The sequence below is a fragment of the Clostridium sp. DSM 17811 genome, from assembly GCF_018861905.1.
GTDB lineage: Bacteria > Bacillota > Clostridia > Clostridiales > Clostridiaceae > Clostridium_AD > Clostridium_AD frigoriphilum.
The window spans coordinates 23096-40464 of sequence record NZ_JAHLDU010000028.1 but is presented as its reverse complement, the minus strand read 5'-3'; the positions used below and the strand labels follow the sequence as shown (position 1 = coordinate 40464).

Annotated in this window: 16 protein-coding genes; 13 read left to right on the top strand and 3 right to left on the bottom strand. The window is 30.3% G+C overall.

Going from position 1 to position 17369, the window contains the following annotated elements; translation table 11 throughout:
- From KPL44_RS21185 to KPL44_RS21165, 5 genes are all read left to right on the top strand, one after another.
- A partial coding sequence (locus KPL44_RS21185) for a hypothetical protein (protein ID WP_216254432.1) occupies positions 1 to 909 on the top strand: 909 nt, incomplete at its 5' end.
- A 167-nt stretch (positions 910 to 1076) separates the two neighbouring features.
- On the top strand, positions 1077 to 2702 hold the full coding sequence (locus KPL44_RS21180; RefSeq protein ID WP_216254430.1) for a methyl-accepting chemotaxis protein: 1626 nt from the start codon (positions 1077 to 1079) through the stop codon (positions 2700 to 2702).
- Positions 2703 to 3012: 310 nt separating this feature from the next.
- Positions 3013 to 3855, top strand: coding sequence for an SLAP domain-containing protein (locus KPL44_RS21175; protein WP_216254427.1), 843 nt, complete (start codon positions 3013 to 3015; stop codon positions 3853 to 3855).
- Positions 3856 to 3871: 16 nt separating this feature from the next.
- Positions 3872 to 4528 (top strand): hypothetical protein, encoded by a 657-nt coding sequence (locus KPL44_RS21170; RefSeq protein WP_216254424.1) that lies wholly within the window; start codon positions 3872 to 3874, stop codon positions 4526 to 4528.
- A 34-nt stretch (positions 4529 to 4562) separates the two neighbouring features.
- Positions 4563 to 4949: a hypothetical protein gene (locus KPL44_RS21165; protein WP_216254421.1), complete on the top strand. Its 387-nt coding sequence runs from the start codon at positions 4563 to 4565 to the stop codon at positions 4947 to 4949.
- Positions 4950 to 5132: 183 nt separating this feature from the next.
- Here the strand turns inward: KPL44_RS21165 and KPL44_RS21160 are convergent, their stop codons facing one another.
- Both KPL44_RS21160 and KPL44_RS21155 read right to left on the bottom strand, forming a co-directional pair.
- Entirely contained in the window at positions 5133 to 5516 is a 384-nt protein-coding gene (locus KPL44_RS21160) for a hypothetical protein (RefSeq protein WP_216254418.1), read from the bottom strand.
- Positions 5517 to 5641: 125 nt separating this feature from the next.
- A complete protein-coding gene (locus tag KPL44_RS21155) occupies positions 5642 to 6577 on the bottom strand; it encodes a magnesium transporter CorA family protein (protein ID WP_216254415.1) in 936 nt (311 codons plus the stop codon).
- 198 nt (positions 6578 to 6775) lie between these two features.
- Between KPL44_RS21155 and KPL44_RS21150 the strand changes: the two genes are divergently transcribed.
- From KPL44_RS21150 to KPL44_RS21125, 6 genes are all read left to right on the top strand, one after another.
- Complete coding sequence (locus KPL44_RS21150; RefSeq protein WP_216254442.1) at positions 6776 to 7324, top strand: manganese efflux pump MntP; 549 nt, start codon at positions 6776 to 6778, stop codon at positions 7322 to 7324.
- A 28-nt stretch (positions 7325 to 7352) separates the two neighbouring features.
- On the top strand, positions 7353 to 8813 hold the full coding sequence (locus tag KPL44_RS21145) for an aminoacyl-histidine dipeptidase (RefSeq protein WP_216254412.1): 1461 nt from the start codon (positions 7353 to 7355) through the stop codon (positions 8811 to 8813).
- 18 nt (positions 8814 to 8831) lie between these two features.
- On the top strand, positions 8832 to 9239 hold the full coding sequence (locus KPL44_RS21140) for a Fur family transcriptional regulator (protein WP_216254409.1): 408 nt from the start codon (positions 8832 to 8834) through the stop codon (positions 9237 to 9239).
- A gap of 15 nt (positions 9240 to 9254) precedes the next feature.
- Positions 9255 to 9653 carry a DUF6762 family protein gene (locus KPL44_RS21135; protein ID WP_216107775.1) on the top strand — a complete coding sequence of 133 codons (399 nt, stop codon included), beginning with the start codon at positions 9255 to 9257 and terminating at the stop codon, positions 9651 to 9653.
- Between the two features lie 121 nt (positions 9654 to 9774).
- A complete protein-coding gene (locus KPL44_RS21130; protein WP_216254440.1) occupies positions 9775 to 10833 on the top strand; it encodes an HD-GYP domain-containing protein in 1059 nt (352 codons plus the stop codon).
- A 27-nt stretch (positions 10834 to 10860) separates the two neighbouring features.
- A complete protein-coding gene (locus tag KPL44_RS21125; protein WP_216254407.1) occupies positions 10861 to 11862 on the top strand; it encodes a rhomboid family intramembrane serine protease in 1002 nt (333 codons plus the stop codon).
- A 324-nt stretch (positions 11863 to 12186) separates the two neighbouring features.
- Here the strand turns inward: KPL44_RS21125 and KPL44_RS21120 are convergent, their stop codons facing one another.
- Positions 12187 to 13965 (bottom strand): ATP-dependent metallopeptidase FtsH/Yme1/Tma family protein, encoded by a 1779-nt coding sequence (locus KPL44_RS21120; RefSeq protein WP_216254404.1) that lies wholly within the window; start codon positions 13963 to 13965, stop codon positions 12187 to 12189.
- Between the two features lie 359 nt (positions 13966 to 14324).
- Here KPL44_RS21120 and KPL44_RS21115 point away from each other — a divergent pair, with 359 nt between their 5' ends.
- Both KPL44_RS21115 and KPL44_RS21110 read left to right on the top strand, forming a co-directional pair.
- On the top strand, positions 14325 to 15272 hold the full coding sequence (locus KPL44_RS21115) for a ribonuclease H1 domain-containing protein (protein ID WP_216254402.1): 948 nt from the start codon (positions 14325 to 14327) through the stop codon (positions 15270 to 15272).
- Positions 15273 to 15294: 22 nt separating this feature from the next.
- Positions 15295 to 17361 (top strand): PAS domain-containing sensor histidine kinase, encoded by a 2067-nt coding sequence (locus tag KPL44_RS21110; RefSeq protein WP_216254399.1) that lies wholly within the window; start codon positions 15295 to 15297, stop codon positions 17359 to 17361.
- Positions 17362 to 17369: the final 8 nt, after the last annotated feature.

The following is a 17369-nucleotide window of genomic DNA, read 5'->3' as shown; positions in this document are numbered from 1 at the left end:
AACCTTTCTTCTTTTAAAACAGGAGATTTGGTATCTGTAATGTTAGGACATGATGGCAAGGTAGTTGGTATAAAAAGCATAGAACAGAAAATTGGTAGTATGGGAGAATATCTGATACTTGGAAATCTTAAGACTTCAGACAAGTTAGCTGATAATCAAGTTATTACGGATAAAGGGACTTTAACCGTAAAGGATGGATTAGCTCCTCTAGAAATCGGTGTTAAATACCAGTTATATGTTAGTGACAATATGATTACTAAAATTGATAGAAAAGAAAATTCTACAGAAAAATACTCTGTAACTAGTGTAGCAAGCTCTTTAATAGCTTATACGGATGATGCTGGTACAGATAAAACTATGACACTTCCAAAAGCTTCTTTATATTACTATCATGGAGTATCTGTGGATTACGAAGTTGCAGCCAAAGCTGTGAGAGCGTATTCTTCAATTATTTTAACAAAAAAAAGCGATAATGTAGGATATGATTATGCTGTTATAGTTGATGCAAATTTTGGCGAACCTCAGGTATATAAAGCTGATAACGTTAAACTTATAAATCAGTTTAAGAATATAAAGTATAATTATATTTATAGAAATGCAAATATACAAGAAACTGATTTAAATGCTTATGATGTAGTTTATTTTGTATCAGATATATGGAATAAAAATACATTTGTTTATGTATATGATAAAGTTAAAGTTGGAACAATTAAAGCAGTTACACCAGATATACTTAATCCAACAGGAGTAACTATTGATAACGTAAACTATACATTTAGTAAGTATTTCAATAAAGCGAGACTTAACAATTATGATGGTAGTATAGACAGCTTTTTAACCGAGGTTAAAGTAGATGAATTTAAAACATTAGTTTTGGGTATTGATGGTACTATAGTTGATATTCATTAAAAATTTAATAAAAGTGTAATATAGAATAAGGTAGGATTGTTTTAAATAGCAATTTTACCTTATTTATTCATATTATTACTTATAAGTTCAAAAAATAAAAAATATCGACATTTTTTTCGTCACATAAGATAATAAAATCGAGAGTCATAATAAAGGAGATGGTATAAGTGTTTAATTCCCTTAGAAAGAAGGTAACAGCAGGTTTTATGTCAGTAGCGATTATAAGTATGGTAACTATGTTTGCTTTAATAGCTGTAAATATGGGTAGCATGCTCAATGATCAGATCAAATCAGATAGTAAAATAATTATAGGACAAGCAAATATGAGTTTAGAAAAATCTAATTATAATATAACGGATACTCAGTCTTATATGGAGGAAATATGTAAGGCACAACCTAGCATTACAAATTTTCAATACATAGATTTAAATGGAAAAATGGTTATAAATAGCGACAGTAGTCAAATAGGGAAATCAGGGAATGCAAAAGAATTAGAAGCACTTAAGGATGGGAATACTAAGGATTATATAAATAAAGAATATAAAGGCTCTACTACTGTTGTTCCACAATTGAAGGATGGTAAAATTATTGGGGTTTCATCAATTACAATTAATACTCAAGATTTACAATATATTGTCCTTAATATTATAAAGAAAATAGGATTATTATTTGTTATAAGTTTAATTCTAATATTAATATTTGCATACTTTTTTTCTTCTAAAATTACAAAACCTATTAAAAATGTAGTTTCAGCATTAGAAACAATTTCACAGGGTGATTTTACCGCTATTTTGAAAGTTGAAGCTAAGGATGAAGTTGGTGTTTTAGCTAAAGCTATGAATAAAACTTTAGAAACACTTAGAGAGATGATTGGAAGTATAAAGAGTACCACGAGTGACTTAAATGGTGTTTCTCAGACTCTTTCTGCTTCTAGTGAAGAAGTTGCATCATCCAGCATGGAAATCACGAGAGCTGTAGGAGGAGTTGCAGATGGTGCTACAAAACAAAGTCAAAATCTTATTGAATCAGTTACATTGCTTGAAGAATTTACAAAAACATTTGATACTATAAATGAAAATGCTCAAATGGTTTCAGTAGGAAGTAGTAAAATTAAAGGGGCTGCGGATATAGGATCATTAAGAATAGAAGACCTTGTAAGCTCTGTGGAAGATATAAGACAGGGATTTAAATATGTTACAGAAAAACTTCTATTGTTGAATGTTAGCGTAGAGAAAATTACAGATATTACAGAGGTTATAAATAATGTTGCTGGACAAACTAATCTGCTCGCACTTAATGCTTCCATAGAAGCTGCTAGGGCTGGCGAATCAGGAAAAGGATTTGCGGTAGTTGCAGATGAGATAAGAAAACTTGCAGAACAAGTTTCATCTTCCTCAAATGGAATTATGGAGCTTGTAAGCACCGTTACTAAGGATACAAAGGAAGTCTCAAGTAAAGCTGACCTCGTAACTAATAAAATTGAAGAGCAGGTTGTTACAGTGGAGAGTACAGTTGCTTCATTTAAGGATATATTGGATGAAGTTAAGCTTATAACTCCTCAAATTCAAAATGTAAATTATGCATTAGAATCCGCAGTTAAGTCTAAAAACTATGTGGTGGAAAAAGTAGAATCAGTAGCAAGTGTTTCAGAAGAAGTAGCAGCCTCCGCTGAGGAAATTTCAGCTACAACGCAGCAGCAGACGGCATTTTCAGAAGAGATGACCGCAACAGCAGAAACTCTTGCAGGTATGGCACAAAGTTTATCTGAAAGTGTAGAAAAATTTAAAATATAAAAAATAGGCCGTTACTATAAAGCAGGAGGCACTATAATATAATTCAAATAGAAAGAGAGAGTGTCCAATCTAATTGGGCGGTTTCTCTTTTATTTACAATATATATTTTAAAAGTATTGAAGTTGCAAAACTTTTTCTAAGCGTTTTGGGGTTATTTAAAAAATGAGGTGCAACTATTTCTAAGGTTTAACGTAGTTTAAAGTGGACAAGTATAAAGAATATTTATCAAGTGATTTTAAATTATATGGTATAATTAGGAGCGATTTAAACTACAAAGAATAGGAAAAGAACCTACTAGGAGGAATTTGGGATGATAAGTAATGATAATTTAATAGAAAGCAATACTATACTAGAGAAAGAGGCGGTAAACATAGTACTTCATCTTAATGAATATGACAAAGGGGTTATGTCAGACTTTCAGAAAGAACTTATAATGGAAGAGTTAAATGAATTACCACCACTTGAAGATGGACAAGTATGTATTAATGGTATATACACTTTTGATATGGAAGATAAAATTGAAGTTAGTGTTTATATAAGAAATGGATCATCTAAGCAGATTAATTTTCATAAAGTACCATTACTTATTGTGAATAAAAACGATGATATACTTGCAAGCCAGACCATGGATATGAAGGATTTTGGTATATTGCCACCATTTTGTGCAAGACCATATAAGGTTTATTTTGATAAAATAAACCTGCTTGTTGATGTTATTACAAATGATGATTGGAAAATACAGTTTGGAAAATCTGTTAGCACAGTAAATACGGTAAAGACTAAATTTGAAGGATTCCCAGGTGATGACCACCATGAGTTAGAAGGTACTTTTACAAAATTCTTAAATAAGTTACCTTTAATAAAGGCTGGGGATGTTAATATTGAGGTGTTTAAAACTTTAAGGTGTGTGGATGATTCTATTTCTATAGTTTTTATGATTCGTAATGGGTGTGATACAATTGTGAAATTAGAAACATTACCAATAGTGATTAAGGATGAGGACGGAGAAATAGTGGCTGGAGGAGTATTTGACATCGAAAATGTAAATGTAAATCCTCATAAGGCAAAAATTTATGATTTTACTATAACAGAAGATTATATTGTTAATAAGGATGCCGATATAAACAACTGTAAAGTGTATTTCAGAATGTAGTAGAGGAGGATAAGAAATGAAAATCGATAGAAAAAAACGTAATATAATAATTTCATTGCTTGTAAGTATAGTATTAATAGTATCTTTAGTGTTATTACTTCATAAATCAAAAGTTGATAAAGATGCTGCTAGTATTAAAAATAAAAAGTCTGCGGATATAGAGCTAAATAAGGATGCTGTAAAAAAATCAAAGGCTAATTCCACAATAGACAATTCTAAAACTGGTGTAGTAAAATCAGGGGAAAATAAAGCAAGTGTAGCTAATAAAGATATTACAAATAAAGGTAAAGCTCAAACAGCTCAGCAAAAACAAACCATATTATTAATACAACAAAATGCTAAAATAGCAGCACAAGAAAAACCTCTAACAGCGGCACAAGTGAAAGATGAAAATATAAAGGTAAAAAGTAGTAAAGATGGACTTGTAGTATTTATTAAAGCTGCAAATTTTGGATCTACGGCAGAGATAGTTAAGGATAATAAAAAATTTAGTAGTTATAAATATTATCAATTCTCTATTGGAAATAAGAATATATCAGCATTAGAGAGTATTTCAAAAGGTAAAACTACCCTTTTCCCAGCTCAGGAGGCTGGAACCGAGGTGGTAGTAAAGTTTTTAGACCAAAATAAGAAGGTTATTAAGGAATTAAATATAAAATTAAGTATCAGATAAAAAAATAATATAATAATAGGAGTGAATGATAATAATGGAAAATAAAATTAATAAAAAGACAATAGGTATAGTTGCGGTTATAGTAATTATACTAGCTATTTCAGGTATATTTTATGCGAAAAGTAAGTCGAGTAAAATAGATCCATCAGCACCAATTACGGCAACAGTAAGAAAAGCTTCTTTTGGATGTGTAGTAAATGTAACTCTATCAGATGCAGGAAAGAAACAATATAAGGATGTTACAAAATACCAGATCTATTATAATGGAAAAGTTATAAATCCAATAGCAGTAATAGGTAAAGCTACTACAGCTTTTCCAATTAGAAAAGAGAATGATAAAGTGGTAGTTAAACTTCTAAAATCAGATAAGGTAGCTTACTCAGTAGATTTACAACTAAAAAAGGGAGAAGCAGTTAAATAAAATCATAAAATAAAAGAATTTATAAATAAAGATAAGAGATAGTTTTAGAAACTATCTCTTATCTTTATTTATATCAATATATAGGGGTCAACTATTTTGTGAAACGTTACTCGCTTTTTAAATAGCAATTTTACAAATTGCTATTTTACAAATCGTGCTTTTTCAAATTTTTAAAAATAAAATTTATTCTATGCTAATTATCTGTAGTGGATCTGTGACAGCAGGTGTATCTGAAGAGGCATCTCCAGCTGCAAAACTACTTTCTATACCAGTAGAGCTTTTATAAGTTACGCTAGGAAGTATGTTAGCATTTATAGTTACAGAGGTAGAATTATTAACCCATGTATTATTATAAGTTTTAACATATACATCACCACCGGCTACTATTGCGCTGGAAATTTCATTTTCGTTTTTAGCATCATTAGCGTAGTCAAGTGAAAAAGCATTTGATCCAATTACTACAGTACCACTTGGCATTGCTGTAGTAGCTCCATAAGTGTTTGAAGCAGATATGGTGGATAGTGCAGCTATAAATAGCGCAGCATATAGAATTTTTCTTCTTCTCATAAGTAGATTCCTCCTATCATTAAAAAGTTTTTATACACAAAATACGAAGTCTAAATAATGTGAATCTATATGTAAATTCACTACTCATATATAATACGAGTGGTGAACTGTTTTAGTTTCAATTTTTAAAACATATCTTTCTTATTTAAGATATAAATGGAAGAGATAACTAAAACAACAATAAATGTAAACACGTACAAGAAACCGCTGGCGTTGTTACCATAGGGTATTCCGCCTACATTCATACCAAATAGTCCGGAAACTAAATTTGGAATAGCCATAACTATTGTAATGGCAGCAAGAAATTTCATTACGATATTTAGTTTATTTGATATAACAGAAGAGTAGGCATCCATGGTACCTTTTAAAATATCAGTATAAGTAGAACACATTTCTATAGCTTGTTTGTTTTCAATGATAACATCCTCGAGGACATCTTTATCTTCCTCATATTGTTGAAGAATATCTAATTTAAGCATTTTTTCTAAGGTGATTTCATTTCCTTTTAATGAAGTAGAAAAATATACAAGTGATTTTTCTAGAGCCAATAATTGAAGAAGTTCTTTATTTCTTAAAGATTTATGTAGTTGTTTTTCAACTATGTAGCTTTTTTTATCAATCTGCCTTAGGTATATTAAATAGTATCTTGCAATCCGATATAGGACTTGAAGCATAAATCTTTGACGCTTATATGTAAAAAAAGAGCTAATTTTTCCATCGCCAAAATCCGATAATACTTTACTGTTTTTTAAACAAACCGTAATTATTACTTTGTCTGTTTGGATCACAGCGATAGGGTAAGTATCGTAGGTTAAGGAATTATCGTCAACATCAGTAAATGGAATGTCCAAGATAATTAATGTACAATCCTCTATGTCAATACGGGAGGTTTCTTCTTCATCTAAAGCGGCTCTTAAAAAATCCATAGGTGCATTAGTGTTTTTTGAAACAAATATTAATTCTTCATCTGATGGATCTATCATATTAATCCAACAACCAGGTTCTATATTTTCTAGCTTTGTAAGTTGCTTATTTTCTGCATTGCTGTATATTGAAAGCATTATAACTCCTCCTAGTGTAAATACCTTTATATTATAGTCTATAAAAGTCAGTATATACAAGCAGCGGTTAAACAATACTTTTTATAGTGTTAAATCTTAGTTGACAAGAAAGCCTGAATAATTGATAATGGTATATGGAAAGTTATACACAGAAATTAGCAAAATTAGAATGAATTATTATTAAAGGGGGTGGGGAAGCTGGCTATGTACCCATTATTTATGATTGCTTTAGCTCTATCTTTAGATGCTTTTGGAGTAGCTTTATGCATAGGATTAAACAATCAAACTAAATTCTCAAATAAGGTAGGTTTTACAATTTCGTTTGCTTTATTTCAATTTTTATTATCGTATATTGGAGCTTATGCGGGATTCCTTTTTAATACATATATAGCTTCAATGCCAAGTATTATTGGCGGTATAATTATAGCGTTAGTTGGAGTTATTATGATTAAAGAAGGAATTGATAATCAAGGTAAGTGTCCACTACTTAAACCTAAGATGTATTTTATTTTAGGAATCTCTGTTAGTATAGATGCTATGGTGGTAGGATTTACAGTATTAAATAATATAACAAAGGTTATATTATTAGAAGATACATTAATCATAGGAGCAGTAACTTTTATAATGGTAATAATAGCCTTTATAATTTCCAAATATCTAAAAAAGATAGATATTATAGGAAAATATGCAGACTATATTGGAGGAATAATCTTAGTATTTTTTGGACTAAAAATGATGTTTTTTTAATGACATTTCACAAGAAAGGATGATAAATATGTTAGAAAAATTAAAAGAGTTAAATTCATTTAAAGCATTTAAATATTTTAAAGAGATGAACCAGGTTCCAAGAGGTTCTGGTAACGAAAAGGGAGTAAGTGACTTTTTGGTAAACTTTGCAAAAGAACATAATTTGAAAGTTACTCAGGATGCTTCATTAAATATAATTATTAAGAAACCAGGAACGCCAGGATATGAAAATGCGCCAAAGATAATAATTCAAGGGCATATGGATATGGTCTGTGAAAAAGAACTTCATTCAAAACATGATTTCTTAAAGGATCCTATTGAATTTATTGTGGAGGGTGACTTTTTACATGCTAATGGTACTACACTTGGAGCTGACGATGGTATTGCAGTAGCAATGAGTCTTGCAGTTCTAGATTCTACAGATATTCCTCATCCACCAATTGAGTTATTAGTAACTACTGGTGAAGAGGTAGGCATGGTTGGAGCCGAGGCGCTAGACCCTAAGGACTTAGAGGGAAGAGTATTAATTAATATAGATTCAGAAGAAGAAGGAAAACTTTTAGTAAGTTGCGCCGGTGGAGTAAGGGAAAAAATAAAACTTCCTATAATTTGGGAAGAGTCAGATAAAAGCTTTGTAAATTGTCTTATAAAATTAAGGGATTTAAAAGGCGGTCACTCTGGAATGGAAATAGATAAAGAAAGAGGTAACGCTAACAAAATCATGGGACGTTTTTTAATGGATTTAAAATCAGCTATAGATTTCAAAATAAATTCTATAAGTGGAGGAGCTAAAAATAACGCAATTCCAAGAAGTGCTGATGCTGTTATATTATTTAGAGAAGATGATAAAGTAATAGTTAATCAGAAATTAGCTTTGTGGAATTCTATATTTAAAAATGAATTAAATACTGTTGATCCAGATGTTAATTTATCTATTGAAATATTAGAAGATAATTCACGTAAAATATTTTCAGAGGAGACTGCTACAAAAGCACTTCAAGTACTTTTCTTAATTCCAAATGGAGTTAAAAGCATGAGCCTCGATATAAAAGGGTTAGTACAAAGTTCAACAAATATAGGCGTTCTTACAACGGAGGATGATTATTTAGTATTTGACTCTGCAATAAGGAGCTCGGTTGCATCTTTAAAGAAATTAATATGTGATGAAACTATAGTGCTTGCAGAAATGGTGGGAGCAACTATTGAATTTGAATCTGATTATCCAGAGTGGCAATATGATGCTAACTCCAAAATAAAAACAGTATTTGAAAATGTTTATAAGGATTTATTTGGCAAGAAACCTGAAATAGCAGCTATACATGCAGGACTTGAGTGTGGGTTATTTAGTAAAAAGTTTGAGGGTAATATTGATCAAATATCTTTTGGACCTAATATGTATGATGTGCACACATCAAAAGAACATCTAAGTATCTCATCAACAGATAGAATGTGGAATTACTTATTAGCAGTATTAAAAGAAATAAAATAATGTAGTAAGGTGATGTAGATGAATGGAATTTCATATTTAAAAGATAATAATATTAGGGTTACTAAAGCAAGAAAAAGTATACTTGAAATTATACTCGAAAGCTCAGATGCAATAAACGCAAATCTTATATATGATTTACTTAAAAAAGAAGACATTAAAATAGATTTATCAACGGTTTATAGAACCTTAGATTTGCTAGAGAGTAAAAAAATTGTTAATAAATTTGATTTGGGAAACAATATGTATAACTATATTATAAATAATAATTCACACAAACATATAATTGAATGTGATTTATGTCATAAAAAAATGGTTATAGATTGCCCTATACCTCAAATAGAAGAGCAAATAAAGGCTAAGACAGGAATAACACTTACAGAAAGTCATGTTTATTTAAAAGGTATTTGTAAGGACTGCAAAAAATAAGAGAGGGTGGGTTTTATGCAATTTTCTTCATTGGTATTAATGGAAGTAGATAAAGAAACTAATCAATTTGTTCGTGAGATTGGAAGTTATGAAACATCGCAGGGCGCAGAGTTTGTAACAAAATTAAATTACTGCGGAGATTTAATTAATTTAACTTTTGATACGCATGATGATGTGGAGGAATGGCAATTTTCAGCAATTTATGATTGCTTTAACGAAGATGTATTTAGATCTAAAGGATATATTATTGAGCCTATAGATGATGAGTATAACCCAACATGGCTAGTTAAGTTCAAATATTCTGATGAGCATATGGTGGTTCGCGAATCATTAATTGAAATATGTGAGCTAATAAAGCAAGAACTTAGAGAAGTTTTTATAAGGATCAAAGGAAAAGAAGAAGAATACAAATAGAGTCATCGCTAACTTTTCGATGACTCTCCAAAATAACTTAGATACTTAAGCTGGAAGTTTAATCATCGCTTGTGGATATGTATTTCCACAAGCGATGACTAAAAAACAATTAGAGGTGACCATGAGACTTGAGTTTATTAGTAGGGTAAAGGTAAACGAAATATTAGGTAAAAACATAGTAACTAATGATGGAAGTATACTTTTAAGATCTGGAGTTAAATTGACAAAAAGATATATTGTTAAACTTAAAAAATTAGGCGTTTTTTATATTTATGTAGAAGATTCAAGGCTAGATGATGTACCTGTAGAAGATGAGAGGTTATGCAGGTTAAAGGAATTAACTATGAAAAATATGTCTACCATAATGAAAAATGTAACTGAAGGGGATGCAGTAGGAACTAAAAATTCCTTATCGGTTGTGGAAGACTTAGTTAATTATATTATTGAGATGGGTGATGTTAATAAAGGTTTGTACGATATTCAAACATTTGATAACTATACCTATCTTCACTCTATAGATACTGGAATTATGGCAATTTTTCTTGGTATTACAATGAAGCTTTCACAAGGTGAATTGAAAGAATTAAGCATTGGTGCAATTCTTCATGATATTGGTAAGACTAAAATAAACAAAAATATTATAACGAAACCTGGTAAACTAACAAAGGAAGAGTTTGAAGAAATAAAAAACCATCCTATATATGGGAAAGAAATTTTGATGCAAAATTTTAGTATGACAAATAGGGTTTTAAAAGCAGTGGAACACCACCACGAGAGAGTTGATGGCAAGGGATATCCTTATGGACTTACTAAAAATCAAATTTCTAAATTTGCAAAGATAATTGGTATTTGTGACGTTTATGATTCTGTAAGTAATGATAGATGTTATAGAAAAAAATTTAACCCTAGTGATGCTTATGAGCTAATACTCGCAGGCGCTGGAAATGCATTTGATGAGGAAGTAGTAAAAGATTTCAAAAAAACTTTTTCAGTGTTTCCATTAGGAGTTTGTTTAAAGTTATCAAATGGTGTTGAAGGATATGTAATTAAGCAAAATAAAAATTTCCCTGATAGGCCTATATTAAGGGTACTATATGAGAGTGAAACACGGCTACCTATTAAATTTTATGAAATAGATTTGCTTAAGCATCATAATGTTATTGTGGAATCAATAATGTAAAAATATCTATTTGATTAGGAGAATAATATGTTAGAAAAAAATATAAAGATCATTATAAATGGTATGACAACGCAGCATGGATATTTATTAGAAGATATAACAAGTAAAAATAATAATTCAAAGCTATGGACGGTGAGCAAGAATATAAGCGGTTTTGATTACCGAATAATATTTACGACTCCTAGAAGTTTAAATCAATTAACACAATATGATATTCCAGCAGATAAGAACAATATATATATACTGTTATCTGAGGGTGAATTAAGTAGCGATGAATCTGGTAAAATCCTCGAAATAAATAATTTATTACAAAAACCATTAATAAAGGTTAATGTATCAGAAAAAAAAGTGAATTATTCTCAAAATGTAAAGTTAGAGGTAGTGAATGACTTAGTTTCAATTATGAATAATAACAATTTACGCAGTAGGGCAGAGAAAATAAATTTACAAGACAAACCGTGGATAACCATAATAATTATAGCTATAAACGTTATAATGTATGGTATTACTGCATACCTGAGTTATATGGCAAATGGTAGCATATTAAATAGTGATACTAATGTTCTAGTTTTACTTGGTGCAAAGGTTAATGATTTAATAAATCAAGGTCAGTATTATAGGCTTGTTACTTGTATGTTTTTGCATGGTGGGATTGTACATGTAGCGGTTAATATGTATTCACTTTATGCTATAGGTCCTATGGTTGAGAGTGTTTACGGAAAAATAAAATATCTTGCTATTTATTTTATTTCTGGAATATGCGCATCTATATTCAGTTATATATTTTCAACAAGTGTTTCAATTGGTGCCTCCGGTGCAATCTTTGGATTACTCGGAGCAGTGCTTATATTTGCAATTACATCTAAAGAAAAGACTGGAAGTGCTTTTATAAAAAATATTTTATCCGTTATATTTATAAATATATTTATAGGAGCTACGATGCCGGGTATTGATAATTTTGCTCATGTAGGTGGACTTATTGGAGGAATGCTTGTAGCATTTCTTGTAAATTATAAAACTAAAGAGTAACACAACAGTTAAAAGGCACATTCAAATTAATAAGAAGCATGTTTTGCTCCTTATACACTTGAATGTGCCTTAAATAACATTTTGTGCAATTATATCTTAGTGTAAATGTGATATAATATGAATTTCTCCGGAAGTGATACCAAATAAGAAGGGCAGAAACATTGAAATTCCATTTAAAATTCTTCTTTTGTAAATATAAAATTCTCGTGAGCCTGACTGGAAGGAAGGCTAGCGAACCGGCGTTGCACGCCGAATGTGAGCGCTAGAGGATTTTCTATTTGCAAAAGATTAGAATTTCTTAATGGAATTTCACGTTTCAACCTCTTATTTGGTGCTATGCAGGAGACAATCATAGATCGCATCTTTATTTATAATACTTATTAAATCTTCATGATCTATAGTTTCTTTTTTAATTAATAAACTAGTGATACTTTTTAGAGATTCTTTTTCAGTTGTTAGTATGTTTATAACTTCATCATATAACTGCGAAATTAAATTTTTACATTCCGAGAATACTTGTTCTTGATTTGTGAAACCTGATTCTTTTAATTTAGCCATAGTAAGTAGACCTAAGGATTCACCCATTCCGTATTCTGTTATCATGTTTGTTATAAGCTGAGTACTTCTTTGCAAATCGCTATATGCACCAGTGGTTACATGGTCCCTACCAAAAATAATCTCTTCAGCAGCCCTGCCACCGAGTAGTACCATTATTTTTTTCTTTATATAATCTTTGTTTTGATATAGTTTATCTTCGGGGATACTTAAAGTATAACCGCCAGCACCTTTGGTAGTTGGAATTATAGTTACTTTAGATACCTTGTCTTTTGGTAACATCTTAAGTGAAATTAAAGCATGTCCAGCTTCATGGAATGCAGTTATTTTTCTATCATCCTCTTTAATATAATCTCTATCAACTTTTTCATAACCTGCTAGCATTATCGAATAAGCTTTATCTAAATGTTCATTTTCAATGAATGTAGAATTGTCTTTACAAGCAATGATGGCTGCTTCATTAGCTAAATTTTCTAGCTTTGCACCTGAAAAGTATGAAGTTTTATGTGCCCATTCGCTGTAGTCTATATCCTTAATAGGTTTGTTTTTTAGATGAAGTTTTAAAATCTTTTCTCTTGCAGATACATCAGGAAGAGTTACTTCAATATGTCTATCAAAACGACCAGGACGAAGTAGTGCTTCGTCAAGCATATCAAGCCTGTTAGTTGCTGCAATTATAATTATGCCCTCTGACTCATTAAAGCCAGACATCTCAGTTAGTAGAGCATTAAGTGTCTGATCTTTCTCATCAGAACCACCACCAGTTCCATTATCTCTTTTTTTGCCAATAGCATCAATCTCATCAATAAAGATAACTGCTCTTCCATGACTTCTTGCTTTCTTAAATAAGCTTCTGATTCTTCCAGCACCAACCCCTACATATATCTGAACAAAATCAGAACCAGAAACTGCGTAGAAAGGTACATTTGCCTCTCCAGCTACCGCTTTTGCAAGAAGGGTTTTACCTGTTCCTGGATCTCCATATAAAATTACACCTCTTGGCATTCTAGCTCCATAAGCAGAATATTTTTCGGGGTTTTTAAGGAAATCAACTACGTCTTGTACACTATCTTTAGCTTCTTCATTACCGGCTACATTTTCAAAGTTAAAGCCTATATCCGAAACGGCTGTAACGTCAAGGTTGCTAGCTGAGAACATGCCTTTTGTTTTTCTCCTTGCAGGTTTAAAGCACATAAATCCAAGTACTATAAGAGAAATTACAAAACCAGATATGGATGCAACTTCTAATGGACTAGTTAAAGCTTGCTCAGAAACATTTATACCATCCTTTAATAAACCTTCTTTGAAATTGTTAGTTCTTGGATTGTCAGTTTCGTAAATAGTTCCATCTTTAAGTTTAACTTGAATTTTAGGAGAGGTTGTTACGTATACTGTGGAAATAGTATTTAGCGAAACATCTTTAAGAAAATTAGTATATAGTTTAGTTGAAGATACTTTAAAGGTACTACTTACAAAAACGAGGAGTACTAATGATAAAACTGCAGTAATAATAGGAAGCAAAATATACTTATTTTTAATTTTATTCATAAAATCGAAGCAAGAGTTCTACTTTACTTTAGAGTAGCCGTAGAATCCGCTTCATTCACCATCCTTTCTAATAAAGCAGAATTATTTTTATACTAATATATCTTATATTTTAATTTGCAAAATAAACATAATATGTGAAACTAAACTTTTACAATCTAGACTTGTAAGGGTTATTATAATATTATTCTGAGGCCTTGTCCATCGAACCTAATAGATTATGGAAATGTAAATATTGTAAAAAATGAATTATTAATCTTATTATTTATTGTATACTTTATTTATGATAGAATTAGAGGGGTATTACATAATACTTAGAGGTTTAAATTATAGAATAGCTTTAAAAAAGGAGAACATAAAGAATGGGTAAAAAAGTTTATGCTATAAAGGAAGGATTTAATTCTAATACTAATGAAAAAATGGAAAATATAATAGTTGGTACTTGGGCAGAGTGCTTAAAATATGTAAAAGGAGTAAAAGGTGCTAAATATAAGAGCTTTGAGGATAAAAATGAAGCTGAAAAGTTTTTAAATGGTGATCCTATTATTTTAGATAAAATAGATAATAATTATCCAAAAGATATCCTTCATATTTATGTGGATGGAAGTTATAATTCACAAACTATGGAGTATTCTTATGGAATGGTAGCAGTTCGGGATGATGTAGTTCTTCATATAGAGAGTGGCAAAGGGAATAGTGATTCTACTAAAAATATAAGACAAATTGCAGGGGAACTAGAAGGTGCAGTAAAAGGATGTCAGTATGCACAAAGCATGGGAGAAAAGAAAGTAGTAATATTTCATGATTATATAGGGATTTGTTATCATGCTACGGGGTTCTGGGATAGAAAAGAGGAATCATCAAAGCAGTATTATAGGGAAATGCAAGAAATTATGAAGAGTGGACTCGAGGTTATATTTGTTAAAGTAGATAGTCATACTGGAGATTTGTTTAATGAACTTGTTGATGAGAAATGTAAGGAACGCCTCGGAATAAAATCAGATAAGGTTGTGGAAAAGTGGCTAGCATGTAACACTATAAATGTAGCAAGCGAGGTAGTAAAGGACGAAATTCGCTTAATAGCACCAAAGGGAGAGGCTAATATAATTGTTAAAGAGCCTAATACTATTAAGGGTTCAAGTATTAAAGAAAAATGCAATGAAAAGCAAAATAAAACATATTCATTTAGTGAGATTATTCATGAGTATGCAATTAACAAAAGAGAAATAGAAAGTTTGCTTTCAAACCTAAGTAGTGATGAAAAAACAAACTTTATTATTTATCTATTAAAAACGAATAATATAAAGTAATATAAATTATTGAGGTGATATATTGGAAAATTTCGAAAATTTAAGTATTGAGCAACGTTATAAGATTATCTTCGATCAAAACCAGAAGCTTAGGAAGCGAAATCAGAAGATAGAGGAGCAAAATACTCAGTTACTTAGTATTATTGAAAATTTATCTGAGGGAGTAATGTTTGCTAATAATAAGGGCGATTTTATAATGGTAAATTCGGAAGCAAGGAGGCTTATTTATAAATCAGATATAGGAATTAATATAGCTGATGCTTTTAAGAATATTGAAGTTTTCGATATTCTAGGTAACCAGGTGCCTTATAAAGATTTTCCATCAGTTAGAGCATTAAGAGGTGAAAAATCAAAGAATGTTAAGATTTTTGTATGCCACCCTAATAAAGAATACTTTGCAGAAATTAGTTCAACTCCTATTTACAATGCAAATGGTGATTTAACTATAATAGTATCTTGTTTTCACGATATTACAGAAACAATAAACCAATCAAGAGAAATAGAGCAGCAGAAAAAGGAATTAGAGGCTATCATAGAAAATATAGCTGATTCTATTGCTATTTTCGATGATAAAGGAAAATACATATTAGTAAATAAAACATCAAGGGAATTGTTTCTCTCTTCTTACAATAGTTTGGACAATATAAGTGATGGGTATAATGCTTCTGAGTTTTATGATACTAGTGGGAAGAAAATTGATTACGAAGATATTCCAGCACATAGAGTTATGAGGGGCGAAGAATTTAAAAATATGAGAATGATAGTTAAGTCCCCAAGTAAGACATTACAAATAGATGTTAATGGTACCCCTATTTATGATAGCAATGGGAAATTTATCTTAGGAGTTCTTTGTAGTAGAGATATGACAGACTATTTTAAGCATGAGGAAATTACAAGAGGCCGTTATGAATTCTTAAATAGAATGGTAAATACTTTTGATTTACCTGTAGTTCGATTATCATATCAAGATTTTAAAATTGTGGATATTAATAGAAAAGCTTTTGGTATTATTGAATCGATTATGCCAAGGATTAAATCAATCCTTCAAATAAAGGGTTATAAAATAGAAGATTTGTTTGAAAACTTTAAAAATAGTGAATACTATAAGTGTTTAGATGAAGTTTTGAAGGATAAGAAGATTAAGTATTTAAATAAAAAAGCCTTAACCTTAAATGGAAACCAAGTATATTGGAACATTATATTTGAACCAGTATTTGAAGTAAATGGGAAAATACGTGAAATATTAATTCTAATAATAGATGTTACTCCTGAAATTAAATCTAATATAGTTATGGAAAAAGCATTAAAACTACAGGGGGAATTCCTTGTTAATATATCACATGAGCTTAAAACACCATTAAATGTTATATTTGCAACAGCTCAGTTATTTAACATGTATTGTATGAATGGCTCTCTTGATGATAAAAAAGATTCTATTATTAAATATATAGAATCAATTAAGCAAAATTCTTATAGATTATCCAAAATTATTAATAATATAGTTGATTTATCAAAAATAGAAGCAGGGTTTTATAAACTGAATTTATCAAATAATAATATAGTTGAAATTGTAGAAGAAATTGTGGTGTCTTTAACTAATCTTACTGAGAGTAAGGGATTAAACATTGTTTTTGACACGGACCTTGAGGAAAATATTATTGCGTGTGATATAGAAAAAATAGAGAGAATAGTTTTAAATCTTATATCAAATGCTATAAAATTTTCAGATAAAGGTGATGAAATATTAGTTTATGTTAAGAATGAAAATAAATTTGTTGAAATATCAGTTAAAGATAACGGAATTGGCATTGAAGAGGAGCATTTGGATATCATATTTGACAGGTTTAGACAGGTAGATAAGTCGTTATCAAGAAATGCAGAGGGTACGGGTATTGGCCTTAGTTTAGTTAAGTCAATTGTTGAATTGCATGGTGGTAGTATATATGTTGAAAGTGAATTTGGGAAGGGAAGCAAATTTACAGTAAGACTTCCCAAGGAGAAGGTACTTCATGAAAATATGATCTATAGTAGTAATGTGAGAGGTCATGATGAAAATATAAAAATAGAACTGTCAGATGTTTATTCATAAAAACTTTA